Consider the following 16,105-nt stretch of genomic DNA (forward strand, 5'->3'; position numbering starts at 1 on the left):
GTCTCGGCGCGGCCCGATCCGTGCTGACGCGGCGCGTCGCGGGGGGCGGCGCTGGATGGGCTGGGGGGCTCGCGCCGCTCCCCCGCGATTTCTTTGCCGGAGTGGTCCCGGACGGGAGCGCGCGAATCGCGCGGACGGTCGGGAACGGCGGGCGACCCGATTCAGTCCGGCAGCGAGAGCAGCGCGCCGAACGCGAGCCCGCCGACGAAGAACACGATCGCGATCGCGATCAGCACCGCGAACATCGCGGCGCGCGCCGGTCCGTCCTCGTGCGCCGCGAGCATCGGCGACGGCACGACGGGCGCCGGCGGCGGCTGGGCGTCGAGCCCGAGCTCCGGCTCGGCCGCGGGCTCCGCGGCCTGGATGACCGCGTACTCCGGCATCGGCACCGCGGGCATCTCGGGCGCGCTCGGCGTGCCGACGATCGTCACGTTCTCGCTGGGCGCGCGACGGCGCGGCGAGAGCGCGCGGATCATCGAGCTACGACGCCCACCGCCGGTCGCGAGCACGCCCTCGGGCGCATCGCCGATCACCTTCGCGAGCGCCTCGACGAAGCCCGACGCGCTGATGAAGCGATCGCGCGGATCGTGCGCGAGCGCGCGCGCGAACACCGCGTCGAGGCCCGGCGCGCGCACGCCGAGATCGCTCGGCAGGCGCGGCGGCTCGTCCGCGAGCGCGCGCAGCGTGCGCGCCGCGCTCTCGTAGGGATAGGGCGTCGCGCCGGTCAGGACCTCGAGCGCGAGCGCGCCGAGCGCGTAGCGATCGCACGCGGGCCCGATGCGATCGACGTCGCCCATCGCCTGCTCGGGCGCCATGTACGCCGGCGTTCCGAGCACCGTGCCGACGTCGGTGAGCGAGCCCGCGCCGCGCAGCACGCTCTTCGCGACGCCGAAGTCGAGCACCTTCACGTAGTCGGCGTAGCAGGAGCCGTCGACGACGAAGACGTTCTCGGGCTTGAGGTCGCGATGCACGATGCCGTGCGCGTGCGCCTGATCGAGCGCGCGCGCGATCTGCCGCAGCATGTCCACCGCGCGCTCCGGCTCGGGCAGACCGTCCTGCTCCATCGTCGTCGCGAGATCGCGCCCGTGGAGCAGCTCCATCACGAGATAGAACGACCCGTCGCGCGTGCGACCGAAGTCGAACACCTGCACGACGTGCGGGCTGCGGATCTGCGCGGCCGCCACCGCCTCGCGGCGGAAGCGCTTGATCGCCTTCTCGTCGTCGGTGGCGACCGGGAGCAGCTTCACCGCGACCGGCATGCCGATCTCGACGTGCTCGGCGACGTAGACGCGCCCCATGCCGCCCTCGGCGAGCAGACGCACGATGCGGTAGCGATCCCCGACGACCTCGCCGACGCGCGGGTCGTCGTGCGTGACGCGATCGATCTCCGCGAGGACCTCTCTCAGATCGTCTTGCTGAACGTTGCGCGGTGCTTGCTGTCGCATGGGGATCCCTCGAGCGCGCCCGACTCTGCCCTCCCTCCGGGCGCGAATCCACGACGTAGGCCCCTGAATTAACGGTTAAACGGTGCAGCATTCGCTCGGCGCTGGATCTGAGCGCGCGACCATCTCCAGAATCGCGGGATGCGCCGGTGCTTCGTGCTCGTCTCTCTCGCGCTCGTGTCGATCGCGGGCTGTGCGTCGTTCCCGCAGCGGCTCGAGCACACGACGGTTCGAAGCAGCGCGCTGCGCGACACCTACGCGGAGTACGCGGTCTACGTGCCGCCCGACTTCACGCAGGACGAGCGCCTGCCGCTCGTGCTCTTCCTCCACGGCGGCGGCGACGGGCCCGACTGCTTCGATCGACACGGCGTCTCGCAGCGGCTCGATCGGGGCATGCGCGATGGATCGATCCCGCGCGCCGTCATCGCGATCCCGCAGGGCGACCTCGGGTTCTGGGCGAACTGGTACGACGGATCGCGCAGCTACGAGGACTGGGCGATCGACGAGGTGCTCCCGCGGGTCGCGCGACGTCATCACACGCAGGCGTGCCCCGAGGGCTGTCATCTGATGGGCGTGTCGATGGGGGCGGAAGGCGCGATCCGCATCGCGCTCCATCGACCGGGCGCGTTCGCGAGCGTCACGTCGATCAGCGGGCCCTCGATGGACACCGAGCGGCGCATCGCGTTCACGAACGATCGGCTCGTGAGCACGTTCGTGCCGACGCTGCACGTGTTCGGGCCGCCCGAGCCGCGCTCGCGCGTGGAGCGCGACGACCCGTTCGTGCAGTGGCGCACGCCCGACGCGCTCGGTCGCACGCGGTTGATGATCGCGTGGGGGGAGTCCGATCGCGACGTCGTGCGCGACGGGGGCGAAGCGCTGCGCGCGCATCTCGAGGCGCACGGCGTGCCTCACGTCGCGCACGTGTTCCCCGGCGAGCACGGCTGGGACGCGTGGGGACCGGTGATCGAAGAAGCGCTGCGCGTGCAGCTCGGCGCGGGACAGCTCGAGCGCGCTCAGATCACGCCGCGCCAGTGATCGTCGCGCGCGCGGAACGCGTCGCGGATCGCGCGGACGTGATCGGGATCGAGCGGACCGCGTGACGCGGCATCGAGCGAGCGCACGAGGTTCTCGAGCCTCGCGGTGCCGACGATCGCGCTCGAGACACCGGGCGCGAACGCGCTGAAGCGCAGCGCGAGCTCGGGCCAGGGCAGGGCGCGCGGATCGATCGACATCGCGCGCAAGCGATCGAAGTACGTCGCGGTGTCGGGCGCGTCGGGGCGATGCTCGAGCGCGAACGCGGCGTTCGCGAGCGGGCGCTTCGCGAGCACGCCGATGCCGCGCTCCGCGGCGCGCGGCAGCGCGTCGTCGAGCACGCGCTGGTCCGCGACGCTGACGCTGTGCTGCACGACGTCGAAGGCGCCCGAGTCGATCGCCCACGCGAGCTCTTCGTTCTCGCCGGAGTAGCCCGCGCAGCGGATCTTCCCCGCGCGCTTCGCGTCGTGGAGCGCGTCGATCACGTCGCGTCGCTCGAGCACGTCGCGCGGGCACGAGTGGAGGAACACGAGCTCGATGCGATCGGTGCGCAGACGACCGAGCGCGTTCTCGATGCCGCGGCGCACGCACTCGCCGGTCCAGTCGGGCACTCCGTCGACGTCGTAGCCGACCTTCGTCGAGAGCACGAAGGCGTCGCGTCGCGTCGCGAGGAATCGCCCGATGCGCTCCTCGGAGAGCCCGTACGAGCGCGCGGTGTCGATCAGCGTGACGCCGCCATCGAGCGCGCCGTGCAGGAGGCGCTCGACCTCGCGCGCGTCCTGCGATGGGTCTCCGATGCGACCTGCACCGAGGCCGACGATCGAGACATCGAGGCCGGTGCGACCGAGCGCGCGCCGTGCGATCACAGCGGGCCTTGTAGCACGCGCACCGCGCGCTCGTGCTCGGCGCGGATCGCGCGCGGCGCCTCGTCGGACGCGGCCTCGGGGGGCGGAGGTGCGGCGCTCGGCGCGGTCGCTGCGACGCTGGGCAGGTACATCTCGACGCTGCGCATGCCCTGCGCCTGCTCGGCGAGCGATGCATCGCCGCTGCTCTGCGCCTCGGCCTCGGCGCGCAGCGCGGCCTGCGCGAGGATGACGCGCGCCTCGTCGAGCTCGCCACCGCGCGCGAGACGGATCGCCTCGACCGTCACCGCGGCCGCCATCATGCGCGCTGCGTCGCGCTCGACCGACTCGTCGCGACCACGCGCGAGATCCGCCTCGTCCGCGGTCGCGCGCGCACCGAGGAAGAGACGACGCTCGAGACGGCCGGCCTCCGCGACCGCATCGTCGAACGTGAGCACCGCGTCCATCAGCTCGACCATCGCGCCCGTGCGACGACCCTCCGCGCGGAGCCGCACGATCACGTCGCGCGTCTCGCCCTCCGCGACGTCGCCGAGCGCGACGCGCACCGAGCCGTCCATGCCGACCTGGGGCTGACCGACGACGCTCTCGACGCGCACGCCCGGGCCGGGGCGGATCTCGATCGAGAGGTTGCGCGCGAGGACGTGTCGCATGCGGAGCACCTCGTCCTGGAAGACGCGCGCGACCGCGCTCGACTCCTCGACGAAGTGGAACCGCCCTCCGCTTCGCTGCGCGATCGCGGCGAGCAGCGTCTCGTCGTACTCGGTGCCCAGACCGAGCGCGGTGATCGCGATGCCGCGCTCGCCAGCGGCCTGCGCGAGCGGCTCGATGGTCGTCGGGTCGTTGGGCACGCCGTCGCTGAGCAGGACGACGCGGTTGATGCCCTGCGGATCGTAGTGGCGCATCACCTCCTCGAGCCCGGCGCGCATGCCGCCGCCGAGGTCGGTGGTGCCGGTCGCGCGCAGCGCCGAGACCTGCTCCCGCAGCTCCTCGATGCGGCCGCGATCGATCTGCGTCGACGGCAGCACGATCTCGGTCGACGAGTGGAACGCGACGACCGCGAGGCGATCACCGTCGTGCATCGCGTCGAGCAGCGCGGCGGTGGCGGCGCGCGCGTCGTCGATCGGTCGGCCCTCCATCGAGCCCGACGTGTCGACCACGAGCGCGAGGTTGATCGGCGGGCGATGCAGGCCCTCGGGCGTGACCGTGCCGACGCGCAGGCGCGCGACGATCTCGCTCGACTGCGCGGCGGGCACGAACGTGTTGCCGAGCGCGCCTTCGAGCACGATCGCCTCCGGGTCCTCGCGATCCCCACCGTGCTGCGCACCCCCGCATGCGATCAGCGCGCACGCGACGAACAGTGATCCGAGCGTCCTCGTCGTCATCCCGAGCCCTCCTCCGTGATCCGTGGAGGGCGTGCGACGGGCGAGCGCGCGCGAAGGTCTATCGTTGCGAAGCGGTGAATCGACGCGCCGGCAGGAGCGTCACCGGATCGACTGCCGCGAGACCGAGCGCGAGCGGTCGCGCCTCGAAGTGCAGGTGCGGCGGCGTCGTGCGTGCGTTGCCGGTGTTGCCCACCGTGCCGAGCACGTCGCCCTCGCGCACCCACTGGCCGACCGCGAGACCGGGCGCCCACGCGTCGAGGTGCGCGTAGTAACAGAGCACGCCGCGGCGTCCGAGCGTGTGCACCACGCGACCGCCCAGCGAGTACGTGCCTACGTGGACGACGAGCCCGTCGTGCGCCGCGACGACCGGAGTCCCGCGCGCGGCGAAGACGTCGACGCCCTGGTGGCGTCGCCCGCCGGAGCGCGGCGCGCCGAACGTCGAGTGGAACGCGCGGGCTCCGCGGACCGGCGAGCCGAGCGGGACGGGGTCGAGGAAGTAGGCGCCGAGGGCGACGAGCCAGGCGCAGAGAACGAGCGCCGCGAGCGCGCGTCCGAGTCGTTTCCGCATGCGCGATCGTTGCGCGCGGCGCGCGCGAGACCGCGTCGAGGACGAGGAGATTTCGCGTCATCGCGCACGGAACTGGCTCGCTTTCTGGAGCTCCTCGAAGAGCTCCTTCTCGCGCGGCGTGAGCGACTCCGGCACGACGATCTGCACCGTCGCGTAGAGGTCGCCGCGCGCACCTTCCTTGCGGGGATAGCCCTTCTCGCGAAGGCGGATGTTCCGGCCCGACGACGTGCCCGGCGGCACCTTCAAGCGGACCTCGCCGTCGAGCGTCACGAGGGGCACCGTCGCGCCGAGCGCGGCTTCCCACGGCGTGATCGGGAGCGTCACGTGGAGGTCGTCGCCCTCGAGGCGATAACGCGCGTCGGGGACGACCTTCACCTCGAGGAAGAGATCGCCGGGCGGCGCGCCCGGGCTGCCCTGACCGCCCTTGCCCGCGAGGCGGATCCGCTGTCCGGTGCGCACACCGCCCGGGATGCGGACGGTGAGGCGCTGGGTCTGACCCGTCTCGGGATCGCGGATGCCGAGGTCGCGCGCGCCCCCCGCGAACGCGTCCGACACACCGATCTCCAGCACGGTCTCGCGATCGTCACCGCGGCGCGGCCCACGCGGGCGACGGCGCGCGCCGCGCATGCCCTCGACCTGTCCGCCGAAGAACTGCTCGAAGATCGAGCCGAGATCGTTCGGATCGAAGCCCTGACCTCCGAAGCCGCCGAGGTCGCCGAAGTCGAAGCGCACGTTCTCGGTGCCGGGCGGGGGCTGGCGGCCTTCGGAGATCGCCTTCCACGCGGGCCCGTACTTGTCGTAGAGGCTGCGCTTCTCGGGATCCTTGAGGACGTCGTACGCCTCGTTGATCGACTTGAAGCGGTCCTCGGCGCCCGGCTCTTTGTTGACGTCCGGGTGGTACTGGCGCGCGAGCTTCTTGTACGCCTTCTGAAGCTCGTCTTGCGTCGTGGAACGCGAGACACCGAGCGCCTCGTAGTAGTCCTTGTAGCTCACAGGCTGCTTTCTCCGCCCTGTCGGCCAAAGGTGTCCACGACACCAACGGACACAAGGGGCGGACTGTGCTCGCGCCCGCGCAGCATCACGAGGGCCCGATCGTGGGCGGCTCGACCGGCGGAGGGTCCGCCATCGGACCCTCGGGCTCGTCGGGCGCGACGTCACGCACGATCGGTGTCGGCGTCGGTGCGGACGGCGCTTGCGAAGAGGGCGCGGGCTGCGCGGCGGGGCTCGGACCGGACGACGACGACGACGAAGGCGGCGGGGCGCTCGAGCTCCCGCACGAGGCGAGCGCGGCGAGCACGAGGGCGATCGCGATCCTCACGCGCGCACGCTACCACGCGCTCCGAGCGGGAGCGTGATCACGAAGCGCGCGCCGGGCGTGGTGTGCTCGTCGAGCCGCACACGCCCGCCGTGCGCTTCGGCGACGCTCTTCACGATCGAGAGCCCGAGGCCGGTGCCGTTGCGCTCCGCGTCGGTCGTGAAGAAGCGCTCGAAGATGCGCGCGCGGTGCTCGGGCGCGACGCCTGACCCGTGATCGCGCACCGCGAGGTGGATCGCGTCGCGCGCGAGCTCGATCGTGATCGACACCGGCCGTCCCGGCGGGGAGAAGCGGATCGCGTTCTCGACGAGGTTGAGCAGCGCGCGCTCGAGATCGTTCTCGCGGCCGCGGAGTGGCGGGAGCGTCGCGGGCGCGTGCACCTCGACGCGTGGATCTGGGCTCTGCGTGCGCTCGACGACGCGCGTGATCAGCGCAGCGAGATCGACATCGCCCATCGGCTCGCGTGAGGCCTCGATGCGCGAGAGCTCCAGCAGTCGCGAGACGAGACGATCGAGGCGATCCGCGTCGAGCTGGATGTTCCGCAGGAAGCGCTCGCGCGTCTCGGGATCGTCCGACGCGCCTTCGCCGAGCAGCTCCGCCGCGCCGCGGATCGAGGTGAGCGGGGACTTGAACTCGTGCGCGACGTCGGCCGCGAACTCCGAGATGTAGCGGAGGCGCCGATCGAGCTCCGCGGTCATCGTCGCGAACGCGTGCGAGAGATCGCGGATCTCGCCGCTGCCGCCGACCGGCACGACGACGTCGCGCTCTCCCGCGGCGATGCGACGCGCGGCGCGCGCGAGGCGCGTGAGCGGGCGCGAGATCGACCACGCGAGCACGAGCGTGAGCAGCGCGGTGAGGAACACCGCGACGCCCATCACGACGGTGAGCCCCGCGCGGATCTTGTAGAGCTCCTCGAGCACCGGCTGCGTGGATCGCGTGACGTAGATCGCGCCGGTGACACTGCCGCGATGACGGATGGGCTCCGTCACGAAGAGGATCACCGACGGATGCTCGGCGCGCAGGCGCGTGTACGCGGAGGGTCGTCCCGCGAGCGCCTCGCGCACCTCGCGGCGATCGGCGACCAGCGGCCAGCGATCTCCCTCGTCGCTCCATCGCGCGACGCGCGCGCTCGATCGACGGATGTCGTTCGAGAGATCGTAGATCTCCTGCGGTACGACGGTGGGCGGCAGCGGCTCGGGCCCTTCGGGCGGGCCCCACGCGTGCGAGTCGATGCGGACGACGGCGCGCTCGTCGAGCACGCGGACGCGCGTGCGTGTGGTGCGCGCCGCGTCGACGAGGATGCGCATCACGCGCGGCGACTCGAGCTCGCGACCCGAGGCGATCGCGTCCTCGGCGATCTCTCTCGCGAGCACCGCCTGGTTGCGCATGTCGCGCTCGAGCGAGAGGAGGAGCTGGCGCTCGTGGATGCGCGCGAACTCGAGCCCCGCCCACGGCACGAGCAGCACGAGCACGTTCACGAGGAGCAGCCGCGCGAGGATGCCGCCGGAGATGCGCCTCGTGAGCGTGAGCGGCCCGCGGATCGTCAGGCTCCCGCGGCCTTGTAGCCGACGCCGTGCACCGTCGCGATCGGGTCGCCGCCGAGCGCGCGGAACTTCGCGCGGATGCGCCGCACGTGGGTGTCGATCGTGCGCTCGGTGACGAGGTTGTCGTACGCGTACGCGCGCTTCATGAGCTGTCCGCGCGACAGCACGATGCCGGGGCGCTCGATCAGCGCGGCGAGCATGCCCAGCTCGGTCGGCGTGAGCGCGACGAGCTCGCTGCCGTAGCGCACCTCGTGGCGCTCGAGATCGATCGTGATCGCGCCGTGGCGCAGGCGCGTGCCCTTCGGGGTCGGAGCGGGCGTGCTCTCGGCGGGCCCTTCGATGCGGCGCAGCACCGCCTTCACGCGCGCGACGAGCTCGCGCGGCGAGAACGGCTTCGTGAGGTAGTCGTCGCCGCCGAGCTCGAGCCCGAGCACGCGATCGATCTCGTCGCTGCGCGCCGAGAGGAACAGGATCGGCACGCGCGACGCGGCGCGGATCTCGCGACAGAGCGTGAGGCCGTCGACGTCGGGGAGCATCACGTCGAGCACGACGAGCTCGACGTCGCCGCGACCGAACGCCTCGCGCGCGCTCTTGCCGTCGCCCGCGACGGTGACGCGATGGCCCTCGCGCGCGAGCGCGTACTGCACGACCTCGCGGATGCGTGCCTCGTCGTCGACGACCAGGATGTGACGGCTCAAGCGCGCGCCTCCGCTTCGGTCCGCTCTCGATCTACCACGGACGCGCTCGGGCCTTCCTCGGTGACGTCGAGCGCGGCGCCGAGCCCTTCGACACGCGCCCAGAGCTCCGAGACGACCTCGTCGGGGGCCGCGCCCGCGACGTGCGCGAGCACGATCTGACTGCGCAGGGCCTCGAGCGCGCCCTCGAGCTCGACGAGCGCGCGATGGTCCTGGTCGCGCGCGTGCACGAGGCGCGCGACTCCGTCGCGGTGGAGGCGCGCGGTCGCCATCGCGCGCGACGTCGCGCCGCTGCGCTCGAGCTCGAGGAGGCGCGACTCGGCTGCTCGGAGATCGAACCCGGGTCGCGCGAGCGCGTCGTCGAGCCGAGCGATGCGCGCCATCGCGCGGTCGATGTCGGCGCGGATGCGCGTGGCAGCGTCGCGCGAGAGCAGCGGTGCGAGCGCGGTGCCCTCGGCCGCGACCAGCGCCTCGTCGAGCACCGCGTGCAGACGTCGCGCGAGCGGAGCGCGCGTGGTGTCGCGCTCCGGCGGCGCCAGCGCGATCGGCGCCCAGAGCGGCCACAATGCCCACGCGACGAGCGCGGAGGCGAGCCGCATCGGCAGCGCGCCCTGCTGGCGACGCGCGACCACCGTCGCTGCGATCGCGCCGACCACGAGATACAGCGCGAGGAGCTGGAGCGGGCTCATCGCGCCTCGTCGTAGCGACCGGTCGCGGAGAGGCCCGAGCGCGCGAGCGCGTCGGCGAAGCTGCCTTCGCGCGCCCGCACGAACGGCACGTCCTCGGTGCGCGGCCGCACCAGCCACGGCCGGAGGATCCAGCTCGTCTGACCCGAGACGAGCAAGAACACGCTCGCGATCGCGACGGCGCTCGCGAGCTGTGCGAGCCCGCTACCGCCGAGCCCGCGCAGCAACACGGCGAGCGCGGCGATGCCCGAGAGCGCGAACGCGAGCGTCGCGGCGAGCGCGGTCGCGTGGTAGGCGAGCCCGCGATCGATCGCGAGCCAGAGCGCGGGCGCGAGCGCGAAGAGCACCAGCGCACCGCGCGCCGCCGACGCGAGGCTGAGCGCGACCACGCTCCGGAACGTCCAGCGCTGTCCGAGCGCGACACCGATCGCGTGGAACGCAGGCACTCCGATGGCGAGCGTCGCGCAGAGCGCGAGTGGGAGCTTCAGCGCCGCGTACGCGATCTGCAGCCCGCCGCGGAACGAGCCGACGACGCCTCCGAACGCCGCCGCACCGCACACGATCGCGGCGAGCGACGTCGCGACCAGCGCGCGCAACGACTCGCCCTCGGTCGCGCGACGCGCGGCCTCGGCGGGACGACGCAGGATGAGCTGCAGCTCGCTCACGATGCACCTCCGAGGAGCACGGGGAGCAGCGCGCCCCAGACCCGCGTCGCGAGCGCGGTCGCGAACACCGCGAACCCGGCGAGCCCTCCGATCGCGATCGCGCGCGTGCGGAGATCGGCGTCGCCCAGCGCGCGCACGATCTCGCGCAGCACGTGTCCGAGCCCGACGACGCCGGCGAGCGCGAGCCCGGCGCGCGTGGTGAGCGCGGCGGCATCGGTGCTCTCGCTCGTCACGACGAAGAGCGCGATCGCGGGCGCCAGACCTGCGAGCACCAGCCCGCTCGCGCCGATGCCGCGCGCGGCGGCCGCCGCGGTCGAGCGTGGATCGAGCGGCGCATCGGCGAGCGCGAGCAGCACGAACAGGCTCGGCACACCCAGCGCGACCACCGCGAGGAGCGCGAGCGGGATCCCCGCCGCGTGCACTGCCATCGAGAGCACACCTTCGCGCGCGCCCATCGCGAGCCCCGCGATCGACGCGAGCGCGAGCCCGACCGCGCCGCGTCGCGCGATCTCGATCACGTCCGCGCGGTCGATCGCGGCGTGCGCTCCCTGCTCGTTCGTTCGCGGATCGACCGCCGCGAAGTCCCCCGTCGTGCTCGTCACCGCGACCTCCTCGCCGTCATGCGAGCAAGGTCGCGCGCGGCCGAGGAGCGAGCGGGGAGGGCGCTTCGAGATCGCGAGGAGAGAAGATGGCGAAATCGTGGCGGCGGCTCAGTCGCGCGCGAGGAAGGCGCGGGCCTCGCCCTCGTCGAGCGTGATCAGCTCGCGCTCGCGCGAGCCCGCCTCCTCGTACACCGAGCGACGCTGCTGCATCGCGACCGTCGGCGAGTCGGTCAGCACCGCGCGCCGCAGGAACCCGGGCAGCGACGCCGCCGCGCGCCGCAGCTCGGTGAAGAGCGACGCGGACTCGATGTCGAGCGGGGTGAGCCCGCGGAGATCGCCGAGCACCTTGAACGGCTCACCGCCCGTCGCGGCGAGCGCCGACGAATGCGCGCGCGAGAGCGCCCGCATCTGCGGGGCCGTCACCTGGTGCACCAGTCGAAGCGTCATCAACCGCGTCGACGGGTCGAACTCGATGCTCCACATGATTGCTGCTGCCCACGGGAACGGCACCGAGACGAACGCCCGACCAGCTCGTGCGAGCGGGTCGGGCGTCGGTCACATCGATCGCACGAGAACGCGATCACTGGCAGGCGGCCGGGACCTCGCGGCCGAGCGCCTGCAGGCCGGCACGCCAGCCGTCGATCGCCGACTGGCAGCCCGTCTCCGCGCCCGCCGGCATGCTGTTGTACATGCCGCAGTCGACGACGCCGGGCGTGCCCATCGCCGAGAGATAGGCGTTGCAGCACTCGGCCGCGCGGCCGCAGACGCTGCCGCCGCCGCCCGCACCGGGGTCGGCGGGAACGGTCGTGCCGTCGGGCGCGACCACCGGCGTCGGCGCCATCGCGGCCATGCCGCCGCAGACGACGTTGTAGACGATGCTCGACACGCAGCAGAACATGAAGAGCACGCCGCAGCCGATCGCGACGTACTTGCCGGTGTTGCTCTTCGCGGGGCCACCGGGCGCCGCGGGCGCCCCGCCCATCGGGGGCTGAGGACCACCCGGCGGGCCTCCACCGAAGCCACCCGGGGGCGCGCCCGGAGGCGGCGCACCGAAGCCACCGCCCGGCGGCGGACCGCCCGGAGGCGCGCCGAAGCCACCCGGCGGCGGACCGCCCGGAGGCGCGCCGAAGCCTCCACCCGGCGGCGGTGCACCGAAGCCACCACCCGGCGGCGGGGTGCCCGGACCACCGCCCGGAGGCGCGCCGAAGCCACCACCCGGAGGCGGTGCGCCGAAGCCACCACCCGGCGGCGGGGTGCCCGGACCACCGCCCGGAGGCGCGCCGAAGCCACCACCCGGAGGCGGCGCACCGAAGCCGCCCGGCGCGTTGCTGCTCGGCGGCGGCGCCCCGAACCCGCCGGACGCGTCACTCGGCGGGGGCGCGCCGAAGCCACCCGGAGGCGGCGCACCGAAGCCACCGCTCGGCGGCTGCGCGCCGAAGCCACCGCTCGGCGGCGGCGCCCCGAACCCACCGCCCGGCGGCGGCGTGCCCGGCCCACCGCCCGGAGGCGCACCGAAGCCACCGCCCGGAGGCGGCGCGCCGAAGCCACCGCCCGCGCTCGGCGGCGGCGCCCCGAAGCCACCACCCGCGCTCGGGGGCGGCGCGCCGAATCCACCACCCGGAGGCGGCGCCCCCGGAGGCGCGCCCGGCGGCGGCGTCATCGGGCCCAGCATGGTCGCCTGGAACGCGAGGTTCTGCTTCTGTCCCCCGGCCTCGGCGGGCGGTGCGCCCTGCGGCGGCGGCGGTCCCGGCGGCGCGCCCTGCGGCGGCGGTCCCGGCGGCGCGCCACCGGCGGCCGGAGCACCCGGCTTCGGCGGCGTCACGCCCGTCATCATCATCGTGCCCTTGAACTTCGAGCCGGCTGCCTTGGGCTTCAGGCCGGTGCCGCACGCGACGCACTGGGTCGCCGTGTCGGTGTTCGGTTTTCCGCAGTTGGGACAGAAGACGGTCACTTGCGCCTCCAGGAGGACCAATGCTTCATGACTGAGAAGCGTCCCCCTCGCTGGATCGAAGGTCCCTCGACAGCGCTCCGGGCCTCGATCGCGCCGAAGACTACACGCACGTCGACACCGATGGGAAGCCTGTTCTCGCGCGCGGGCGTCCTCGCTTGACAGCCTCATTGGAGCGGCCTAGCGTCCGCCCGCCCGAAGGCCCCTCTCGCGCATTTGTGCGAGCGCGCCTCTCGCGAGCGAGCGCGAGCTCCGAGGAGCCGCGCGACCTCGCGGCGGAGGGCATGCGTTTCCTAGAAGCAGCCTCACTCACCGAGGCGAGTGGCCGGGCACGGAGCACGATGGCGTTCACCCTCTCCGCAGAGCACGAGAAGATCGTCGACGAGCTGATCGCGCGGTACCCGACGAAGCAGGCCGCGTGCATCCCGGTGCTCCACCTCTGCCAGCGCCAGGTCGGCTGGGTGAGCCCCGACGTGGTCGCCTACGTCGCGACGCGGCTCGGAATGGCCGCGAGCGAGGTGCAAGGCGTCGTCACGTTCTACACGATGTACGCGCAGCATCCGCCCGGGAAGCACACCGTCTGGGTCTGCAGGACGCTCTCCTGCGAGCTGATGGGCGCGAAGACGATCCAGGAGCACCTGGAGCATCGCCTCGGCTGCCACGCGGGCGAGACCAGCGCGGACGGCACGTTCACGCTGAAGAAGGCGGAGTGCCTCGCGGCCTGCGGCTACGGCCCGATGGTGCAGATCGACGATCAGTTCTTCGAGAACCTGACCGTCGAGAAGCTCGACGCGCTGCTCGATCGCATCGCGCGAGGCGAGACGCCCACCCAGGAAGAGACCGCCTGGTACCCGAACGCCGCCGCCGCGACGACCAGCGGCAGCTGAACCTCCCTCGCTCTTCCTCTACGCGACCGGCCGGAGAGTCATGCCGTCGTACCAGAACATCCTCAGCAATCGCTACACGCTGGCTCGCAGCTGGACGCTCGAGGTGGCGGAGCGCGCGGGCGCCTACCAGCAGGCGCGCAAGGCGCTCACCTCGATGACGCCCGACCAGATCAAGGCGGAGGTGAAGGCCGCCAACATCCGTGGTCGCGGCGGCGCCGGCTTCCCCGCGGGCATGAAGTGGGGCTTCCTCGCGCCGAAGAAGGAAGGCCAGGAGGTCTACCTCGTCATCAACGCCGACGAGGGCGAGCCCGGCACCTTCAAGGATCGCACGATCATGGAGAAGGATCCGCACCGCCTCATCGAGGGGTGCATCATCGCCATGTATGCGATCGGCGCGCACAAGTGCTGGATCTACGTGCGCTGCGAGCTGGTCCTCGCGATCGCGCGTCTCGAGGCGGCGATCCGCGAGGCGCACGCGCGTGGGTTCCTCGGCGCGCGTCCGTTCGGCAAGGAGCACGCGCTCGACATCCACGTGCACCCCGGCGCCGGCGCGTACATCTGCGGCGAGGAGACGTCGCTCCTCAACTCGCTCGAGGGCAAGCGCGGCGAGCCGCGCCTGAAGCCGCCGTTCCCGGCCGTGAAGGGCGCGTTCGGCATGCCGACGATCGTCAACAACGTCGAGACGATCTCGGCGGTGCCCGACGTCGTCGCGATGGGCGGCGAAGCGTGGAGCAACATCTCGCTGCTCCCGCCGGAGATGAAGGACGGAGGCACCCGCCTCTACGGCATCAGCGGCCACGTGAAGCGCCCGGGCGTGTACGAAGCGCCGGTCGGCATCACGATGCGCGAGCTCATCTACGACTTCGGCGGCGGGATGCTGCACCCCGATCGCAAGCTGAAGGGCGTCATCCCGGGCGGGTCGAGCACGCCGGTCCTGCGCGAGCAGGACAAGGTCGAGGCGAAGGACCCGAAGCACCCGCTGAACAAGTGGCACGGCAAGTCGCACCTCGACGTGCCGATGGCGGTCGACACGTATCGCGGCATCGGCACGATGCTCGGCACCTGCTGCGCGATCGTGATGGACACCTCGGTCTCGATGGTCGAGGCGTCGCGCAACCTGATGAAGTTCTACGCGCACGAGTCGTGCGGCCAGTGCACGCCGTGCCGTGAGGGCACCGGCTGGCTCGCGAACGTGCTCGATCAGATCGCGGCGGGGCGCGGCAAGCCGAGCGACGTCGATCTGCTCGTCGACATCTCGAACAACATGATGGGCAACACGATCTGCGCGCTCGCGGACGGCACGGCGATGCCGATGCTCGCGTTCGTGCGGAAGTTCCGGAAGGAGTTCCTCGAGGCCGCGGAGAAGGGGCTCCCCCAGAGCGCGCGGCTCGACGAGGCGATCCGCTCGCAGCTCGTGCGGCGGGAGGCGGCATGAGCACCAGCGGCGAGCTCCTCTTCCTGGTCTGCGGGTTCGCGGCGACGATCGCCGCGGTCCTGACCGTCACGATGCGCAACCCGCTGCGCTCGGCGATCGCGCTGCTCGTGCACGTGATCTCGCTGGCGGGTCTGTACCTGACGCTGCACGCGCACCTGCTCGCGGCGATCCAGCTGATCGTCTACGCGGGCGCGATCGTCGTGCTCTTCGTCTTCGTCATCATGCTGATCGGGCCAGGCGCGATGGAGCATCGCGCCGACACCCGCGGCTGGGTGATGAAGACGATCGGCGGCGGTCTGATCGTGCTGTTCGCGGGCGCGATCACGTTCTCGGTCGGCGAGGCCACCGCGCCCGAGGTCGCGATCGCGACGTGCGACGGCAGCGATCCGGCGTGCCGCGAGTTCGGCAGCGTCGAGGCGCTCTCGGACTCGATCTACCGGCAGGCGGCGGTGCCCTTCGAGCTCGTGTCGATGCTGCTGCTCGTCGCGATCATCGCGGCGATCGGCACGGCGCGCGGTCGCACCGCGGCGCAGAAGGACGAGGCCGATCCCGTCGAGGCGCGCCGCATGGCGCTGCGCCCGTTCGCGAACGACGCGGAAGCGCCTTCGCTGAACCCCGCGAAGATCTCGACGGTGGGCCAGGGCCCGCCGCATCCGCTCGAGATCGGCAACGAGAGCGACGGCGAGACGCCGGCCGAGTGAGAGGCAGAGGGAGCAGACGATGGAGATCGGGCTCGGTACCTACCTCGCGCTCGCCGCGGTGCTCTTCGGCATCGGCGCGCTCGGGTTCCTCACGCGCCGCAACATGCTGCTCCAGCTCATGTCGATCGAGATCATGCTGAACTCGGTCAACCTGACGCTGGTCGCGTTCAACCGGTGGAATCCGGAGTCTCACGTGGGCCAGGTGTTCGCGTTCTTCGTCATCGCAGTGGCCGCGGCGGAAGCCGCAGTGGGCCTCGCGATCCTGATCAGCCTCTTCCGCCTGAAGAAGTCGGTCGAGAGCGATCGCGCCGACCTGCTTCGTCACTGACGTCTACGGAGC

The 16,105-nt window shown here is 72.4% G+C and carries 18 protein-coding genes; 5 read left to right on the top strand and 13 right to left on the bottom strand.

The window, feature by feature from the left end; translation table 11 throughout:
* Positions 1-161: 161 nt before the first annotated feature.
* The gene (locus DB32_RS15910) at positions 162-1,445 is read right to left on the bottom strand and encodes a serine/threonine-protein kinase (protein WP_053233318.1); all 1,284 of its coding nucleotides are present in this window, start codon (positions 1,443-1,445) and stop codon (positions 162-164) included.
* Between the two features lie 138 nt (positions 1,446-1,583).
* On the opposite strand from DB32_RS15910, the gene DB32_RS15915 reads away from it, so the two are divergent.
* On the top strand, positions 1,584-2,477 hold the full coding sequence (locus DB32_RS15915; protein WP_053233319.1) for an alpha/beta hydrolase: 894 nt from the start codon (positions 1,584-1,586) through the stop codon (positions 2,475-2,477).
* Here the strand turns inward: DB32_RS15915 and DB32_RS15920 are convergent.
* From DB32_RS15920 to DB32_RS15975, 12 genes are all read right to left on the bottom strand, one after another.
* Positions 2,456-3,340, bottom strand: a complete 885-nt coding sequence (locus tag DB32_RS15920) for an aldo/keto reductase (protein WP_240481208.1) — start codon at positions 3,338-3,340, stop codon at positions 2,456-2,458. The two genes, DB32_RS15915 and DB32_RS15920, sit on opposite strands and share 22 nt — an antisense overlap.
* The gene (locus DB32_RS15925) at positions 3,337-4,719 is read right to left on the bottom strand and encodes a vWA domain-containing protein (RefSeq protein WP_053233320.1); all 1,383 of its coding nucleotides are present in this window, start codon (positions 4,717-4,719) and stop codon (positions 3,337-3,339) included. The genes DB32_RS15920 and DB32_RS15925 overlap by 4 nt, the downstream gene beginning before the upstream one ends.
* Before the next feature lie 58 nt (positions 4,720-4,777).
* Positions 4,778-5,287: a M23 family metallopeptidase gene (locus tag DB32_RS15930; RefSeq protein ID WP_053233321.1), complete on the bottom strand. Its 510-nt coding sequence runs from the start codon at positions 5,285-5,287 to the stop codon at positions 4,778-4,780.
* Positions 5,288-5,344: 57 nt separating this feature from the next.
* Positions 5,345-6,280, bottom strand: coding sequence for a DnaJ C-terminal domain-containing protein (locus DB32_RS15935; protein ID WP_053233322.1), 936 nt, complete (start codon positions 6,278-6,280; stop codon positions 5,345-5,347).
* A gap of 85 nt (positions 6,281-6,365) precedes the next feature.
* On the bottom strand, positions 6,366-6,605 hold the full coding sequence (locus DB32_RS46750; RefSeq protein WP_157069082.1) for a hypothetical protein: 240 nt from the start codon (positions 6,603-6,605) through the stop codon (positions 6,366-6,368).
* Positions 6,602-8,080, bottom strand: coding sequence for a sensor histidine kinase (locus DB32_RS15945; protein ID WP_240481209.1), 1,479 nt, complete (start codon positions 8,078-8,080; stop codon positions 6,602-6,604). The genes DB32_RS46750 and DB32_RS15945 overlap by 4 nt, the downstream gene beginning before the upstream one ends.
* A gap of 65 nt (positions 8,081-8,145) precedes the next feature.
* Positions 8,146-8,844 (bottom strand): response regulator transcription factor, encoded by a 699-nt coding sequence (locus DB32_RS15950; protein ID WP_053233325.1) that lies wholly within the window; start codon positions 8,842-8,844, stop codon positions 8,146-8,148.
* The gene (locus DB32_RS15955; RefSeq protein WP_053233326.1) at positions 8,841-9,530 is read right to left on the bottom strand and encodes a hypothetical protein; all 690 of its coding nucleotides are present in this window, start codon (positions 9,528-9,530) and stop codon (positions 8,841-8,843) included. Before DB32_RS15955 ends, DB32_RS15950 begins: the two co-directional genes overlap by 4 nt.
* The gene (locus tag DB32_RS15960) at positions 9,527-10,192 is read right to left on the bottom strand and encodes a hypothetical protein (protein ID WP_053233327.1); all 666 of its coding nucleotides are present in this window, start codon (positions 10,190-10,192) and stop codon (positions 9,527-9,529) included. The genes DB32_RS15955 and DB32_RS15960 overlap by 4 nt, the downstream gene beginning before the upstream one ends.
* Positions 10,189-10,794 carry a hypothetical protein gene (locus tag DB32_RS15965; RefSeq protein ID WP_053233328.1) on the bottom strand — a complete coding sequence of 202 codons (606 nt, stop codon included), beginning with the start codon at positions 10,792-10,794 and terminating at the stop codon, positions 10,189-10,191. The genes DB32_RS15960 and DB32_RS15965 overlap by 4 nt, the downstream gene beginning before the upstream one ends.
* Positions 10,795-10,902: 108 nt before the next feature.
* On the bottom strand, positions 10,903-11,241 hold the full coding sequence (locus DB32_RS15970) for a hypothetical protein (protein ID WP_157069083.1): 339 nt from the start codon (positions 11,239-11,241) through the stop codon (positions 10,903-10,905).
* 133 nt (positions 11,242-11,374) lie between these two features.
* Positions 11,375-12,745: a zinc-ribbon domain-containing protein gene (locus DB32_RS15975; protein WP_169791460.1), complete on the bottom strand. Its 1,371-nt coding sequence runs from the start codon at positions 12,743-12,745 to the stop codon at positions 11,375-11,377.
* A 338-nt stretch (positions 12,746-13,083) separates the two neighbouring features.
* On the opposite strand from DB32_RS15975, the gene DB32_RS15980 reads away from it, so the two are divergent.
* Genes DB32_RS15980 through nuoK form a run of 4 tightly spaced genes read left to right on the top strand, consistent with a single transcriptional unit; the run spans position 13,084 to position 16,093 of the window.
* Positions 13,084-13,629 carry an NADH-quinone oxidoreductase subunit NuoE family protein gene (locus tag DB32_RS15980; protein ID WP_075097531.1) on the top strand — a complete coding sequence of 182 codons (546 nt, stop codon included), beginning with the start codon at positions 13,084-13,086 and terminating at the stop codon, positions 13,627-13,629.
* Positions 13,630-13,669: 40 nt separating this feature from the next.
* Positions 13,670-15,064, top strand: a complete 1,395-nt coding sequence (gene nuoF, locus DB32_RS15985; protein WP_075097532.1) for an NADH-quinone oxidoreductase subunit NuoF — start codon at positions 13,670-13,672, stop codon at positions 15,062-15,064.
* Positions 15,061-15,765: an NADH-quinone oxidoreductase subunit J family protein gene (locus tag DB32_RS15990; protein ID WP_053233331.1), complete on the top strand. Its 705-nt coding sequence runs from the start codon at positions 15,061-15,063 to the stop codon at positions 15,763-15,765. Before nuoF ends, DB32_RS15990 begins: the two co-directional genes overlap by 4 nt.
* Before the next feature lie 19 nt (positions 15,766-15,784).
* Positions 15,785-16,093 (top strand): NADH-quinone oxidoreductase subunit NuoK, encoded by a 309-nt coding sequence (gene nuoK / locus DB32_RS15995; RefSeq protein ID WP_053233332.1) that lies wholly within the window; start codon positions 15,785-15,787, stop codon positions 16,091-16,093.
* The last annotated feature ends 12 nt before the right edge of the window (positions 16,094-16,105 follow it).

Origin of the sequence: Sandaracinus amylolyticus (genome assembly GCF_000737325.1) — a bacterium.
In the GTDB taxonomy this organism is placed as follows: domain Bacteria; phylum Myxococcota_A; class Polyangia; order Polyangiales; family Sandaracinaceae; genus Sandaracinus; species Sandaracinus amylolyticus.

What these genes read in the sequence shown, in the direction of transcription:
- DB32_RS15910 (WP_053233318.1), bottom strand. Translation starts at nt 1,445, where the DNA reads ATGCGACAGCAAGCACCGCGCAACGTTCAGCAAGACGATCTGAGAGAG.
- DB32_RS15915 (WP_053233319.1), top strand. Translation starts at nt 1,584, where the DNA reads ATGCGCCGGTGCTTCGTGCTCGTCTCTCTCGCGCTCGTGTCGATCGCG.
- DB32_RS15925 (WP_053233320.1), bottom strand. Translation starts at nt 4,719, where the DNA reads ATGACGACGAGGACGCTCGGATCACTGTTCGTCGCGTGCGCGCTGATC.
- DB32_RS15930 (WP_053233321.1), bottom strand. Translation starts at nt 5,287, where the DNA reads ATGCGGAAACGACTCGGACGCGCGCTCGCGGCGCTCGTTCTCTGCGCC.
- DB32_RS15955 (WP_053233326.1), bottom strand. Translation starts at nt 9,530, where the DNA reads ATGAGCCCGCTCCAGCTCCTCGCGCTGTATCTCGTGGTCGGCGCGATC.
- DB32_RS15970 (WP_157069083.1), bottom strand. Translation starts at nt 11,241, where the DNA reads ATGACGCTTCGACTGGTGCACCAGGTGACGGCCCCGCAGATGCGGGCG.
- DB32_RS15980 (WP_075097531.1), top strand. Translation starts at nt 13,084, where the DNA reads ATGGCGTTCACCCTCTCCGCAGAGCACGAGAAGATCGTCGACGAGCTG.
- nuoF (WP_075097532.1), top strand. Translation starts at nt 13,670, where the DNA reads ATGCCGTCGTACCAGAACATCCTCAGCAATCGCTACACGCTGGCTCGC.
- DB32_RS15990 (WP_053233331.1), top strand. Translation starts at nt 15,061, where the DNA reads ATGAGCACCAGCGGCGAGCTCCTCTTCCTGGTCTGCGGGTTCGCGGCG.
- nuoK (WP_053233332.1), top strand. Translation starts at nt 15,785, where the DNA reads ATGGAGATCGGGCTCGGTACCTACCTCGCGCTCGCCGCGGTGCTCTTC.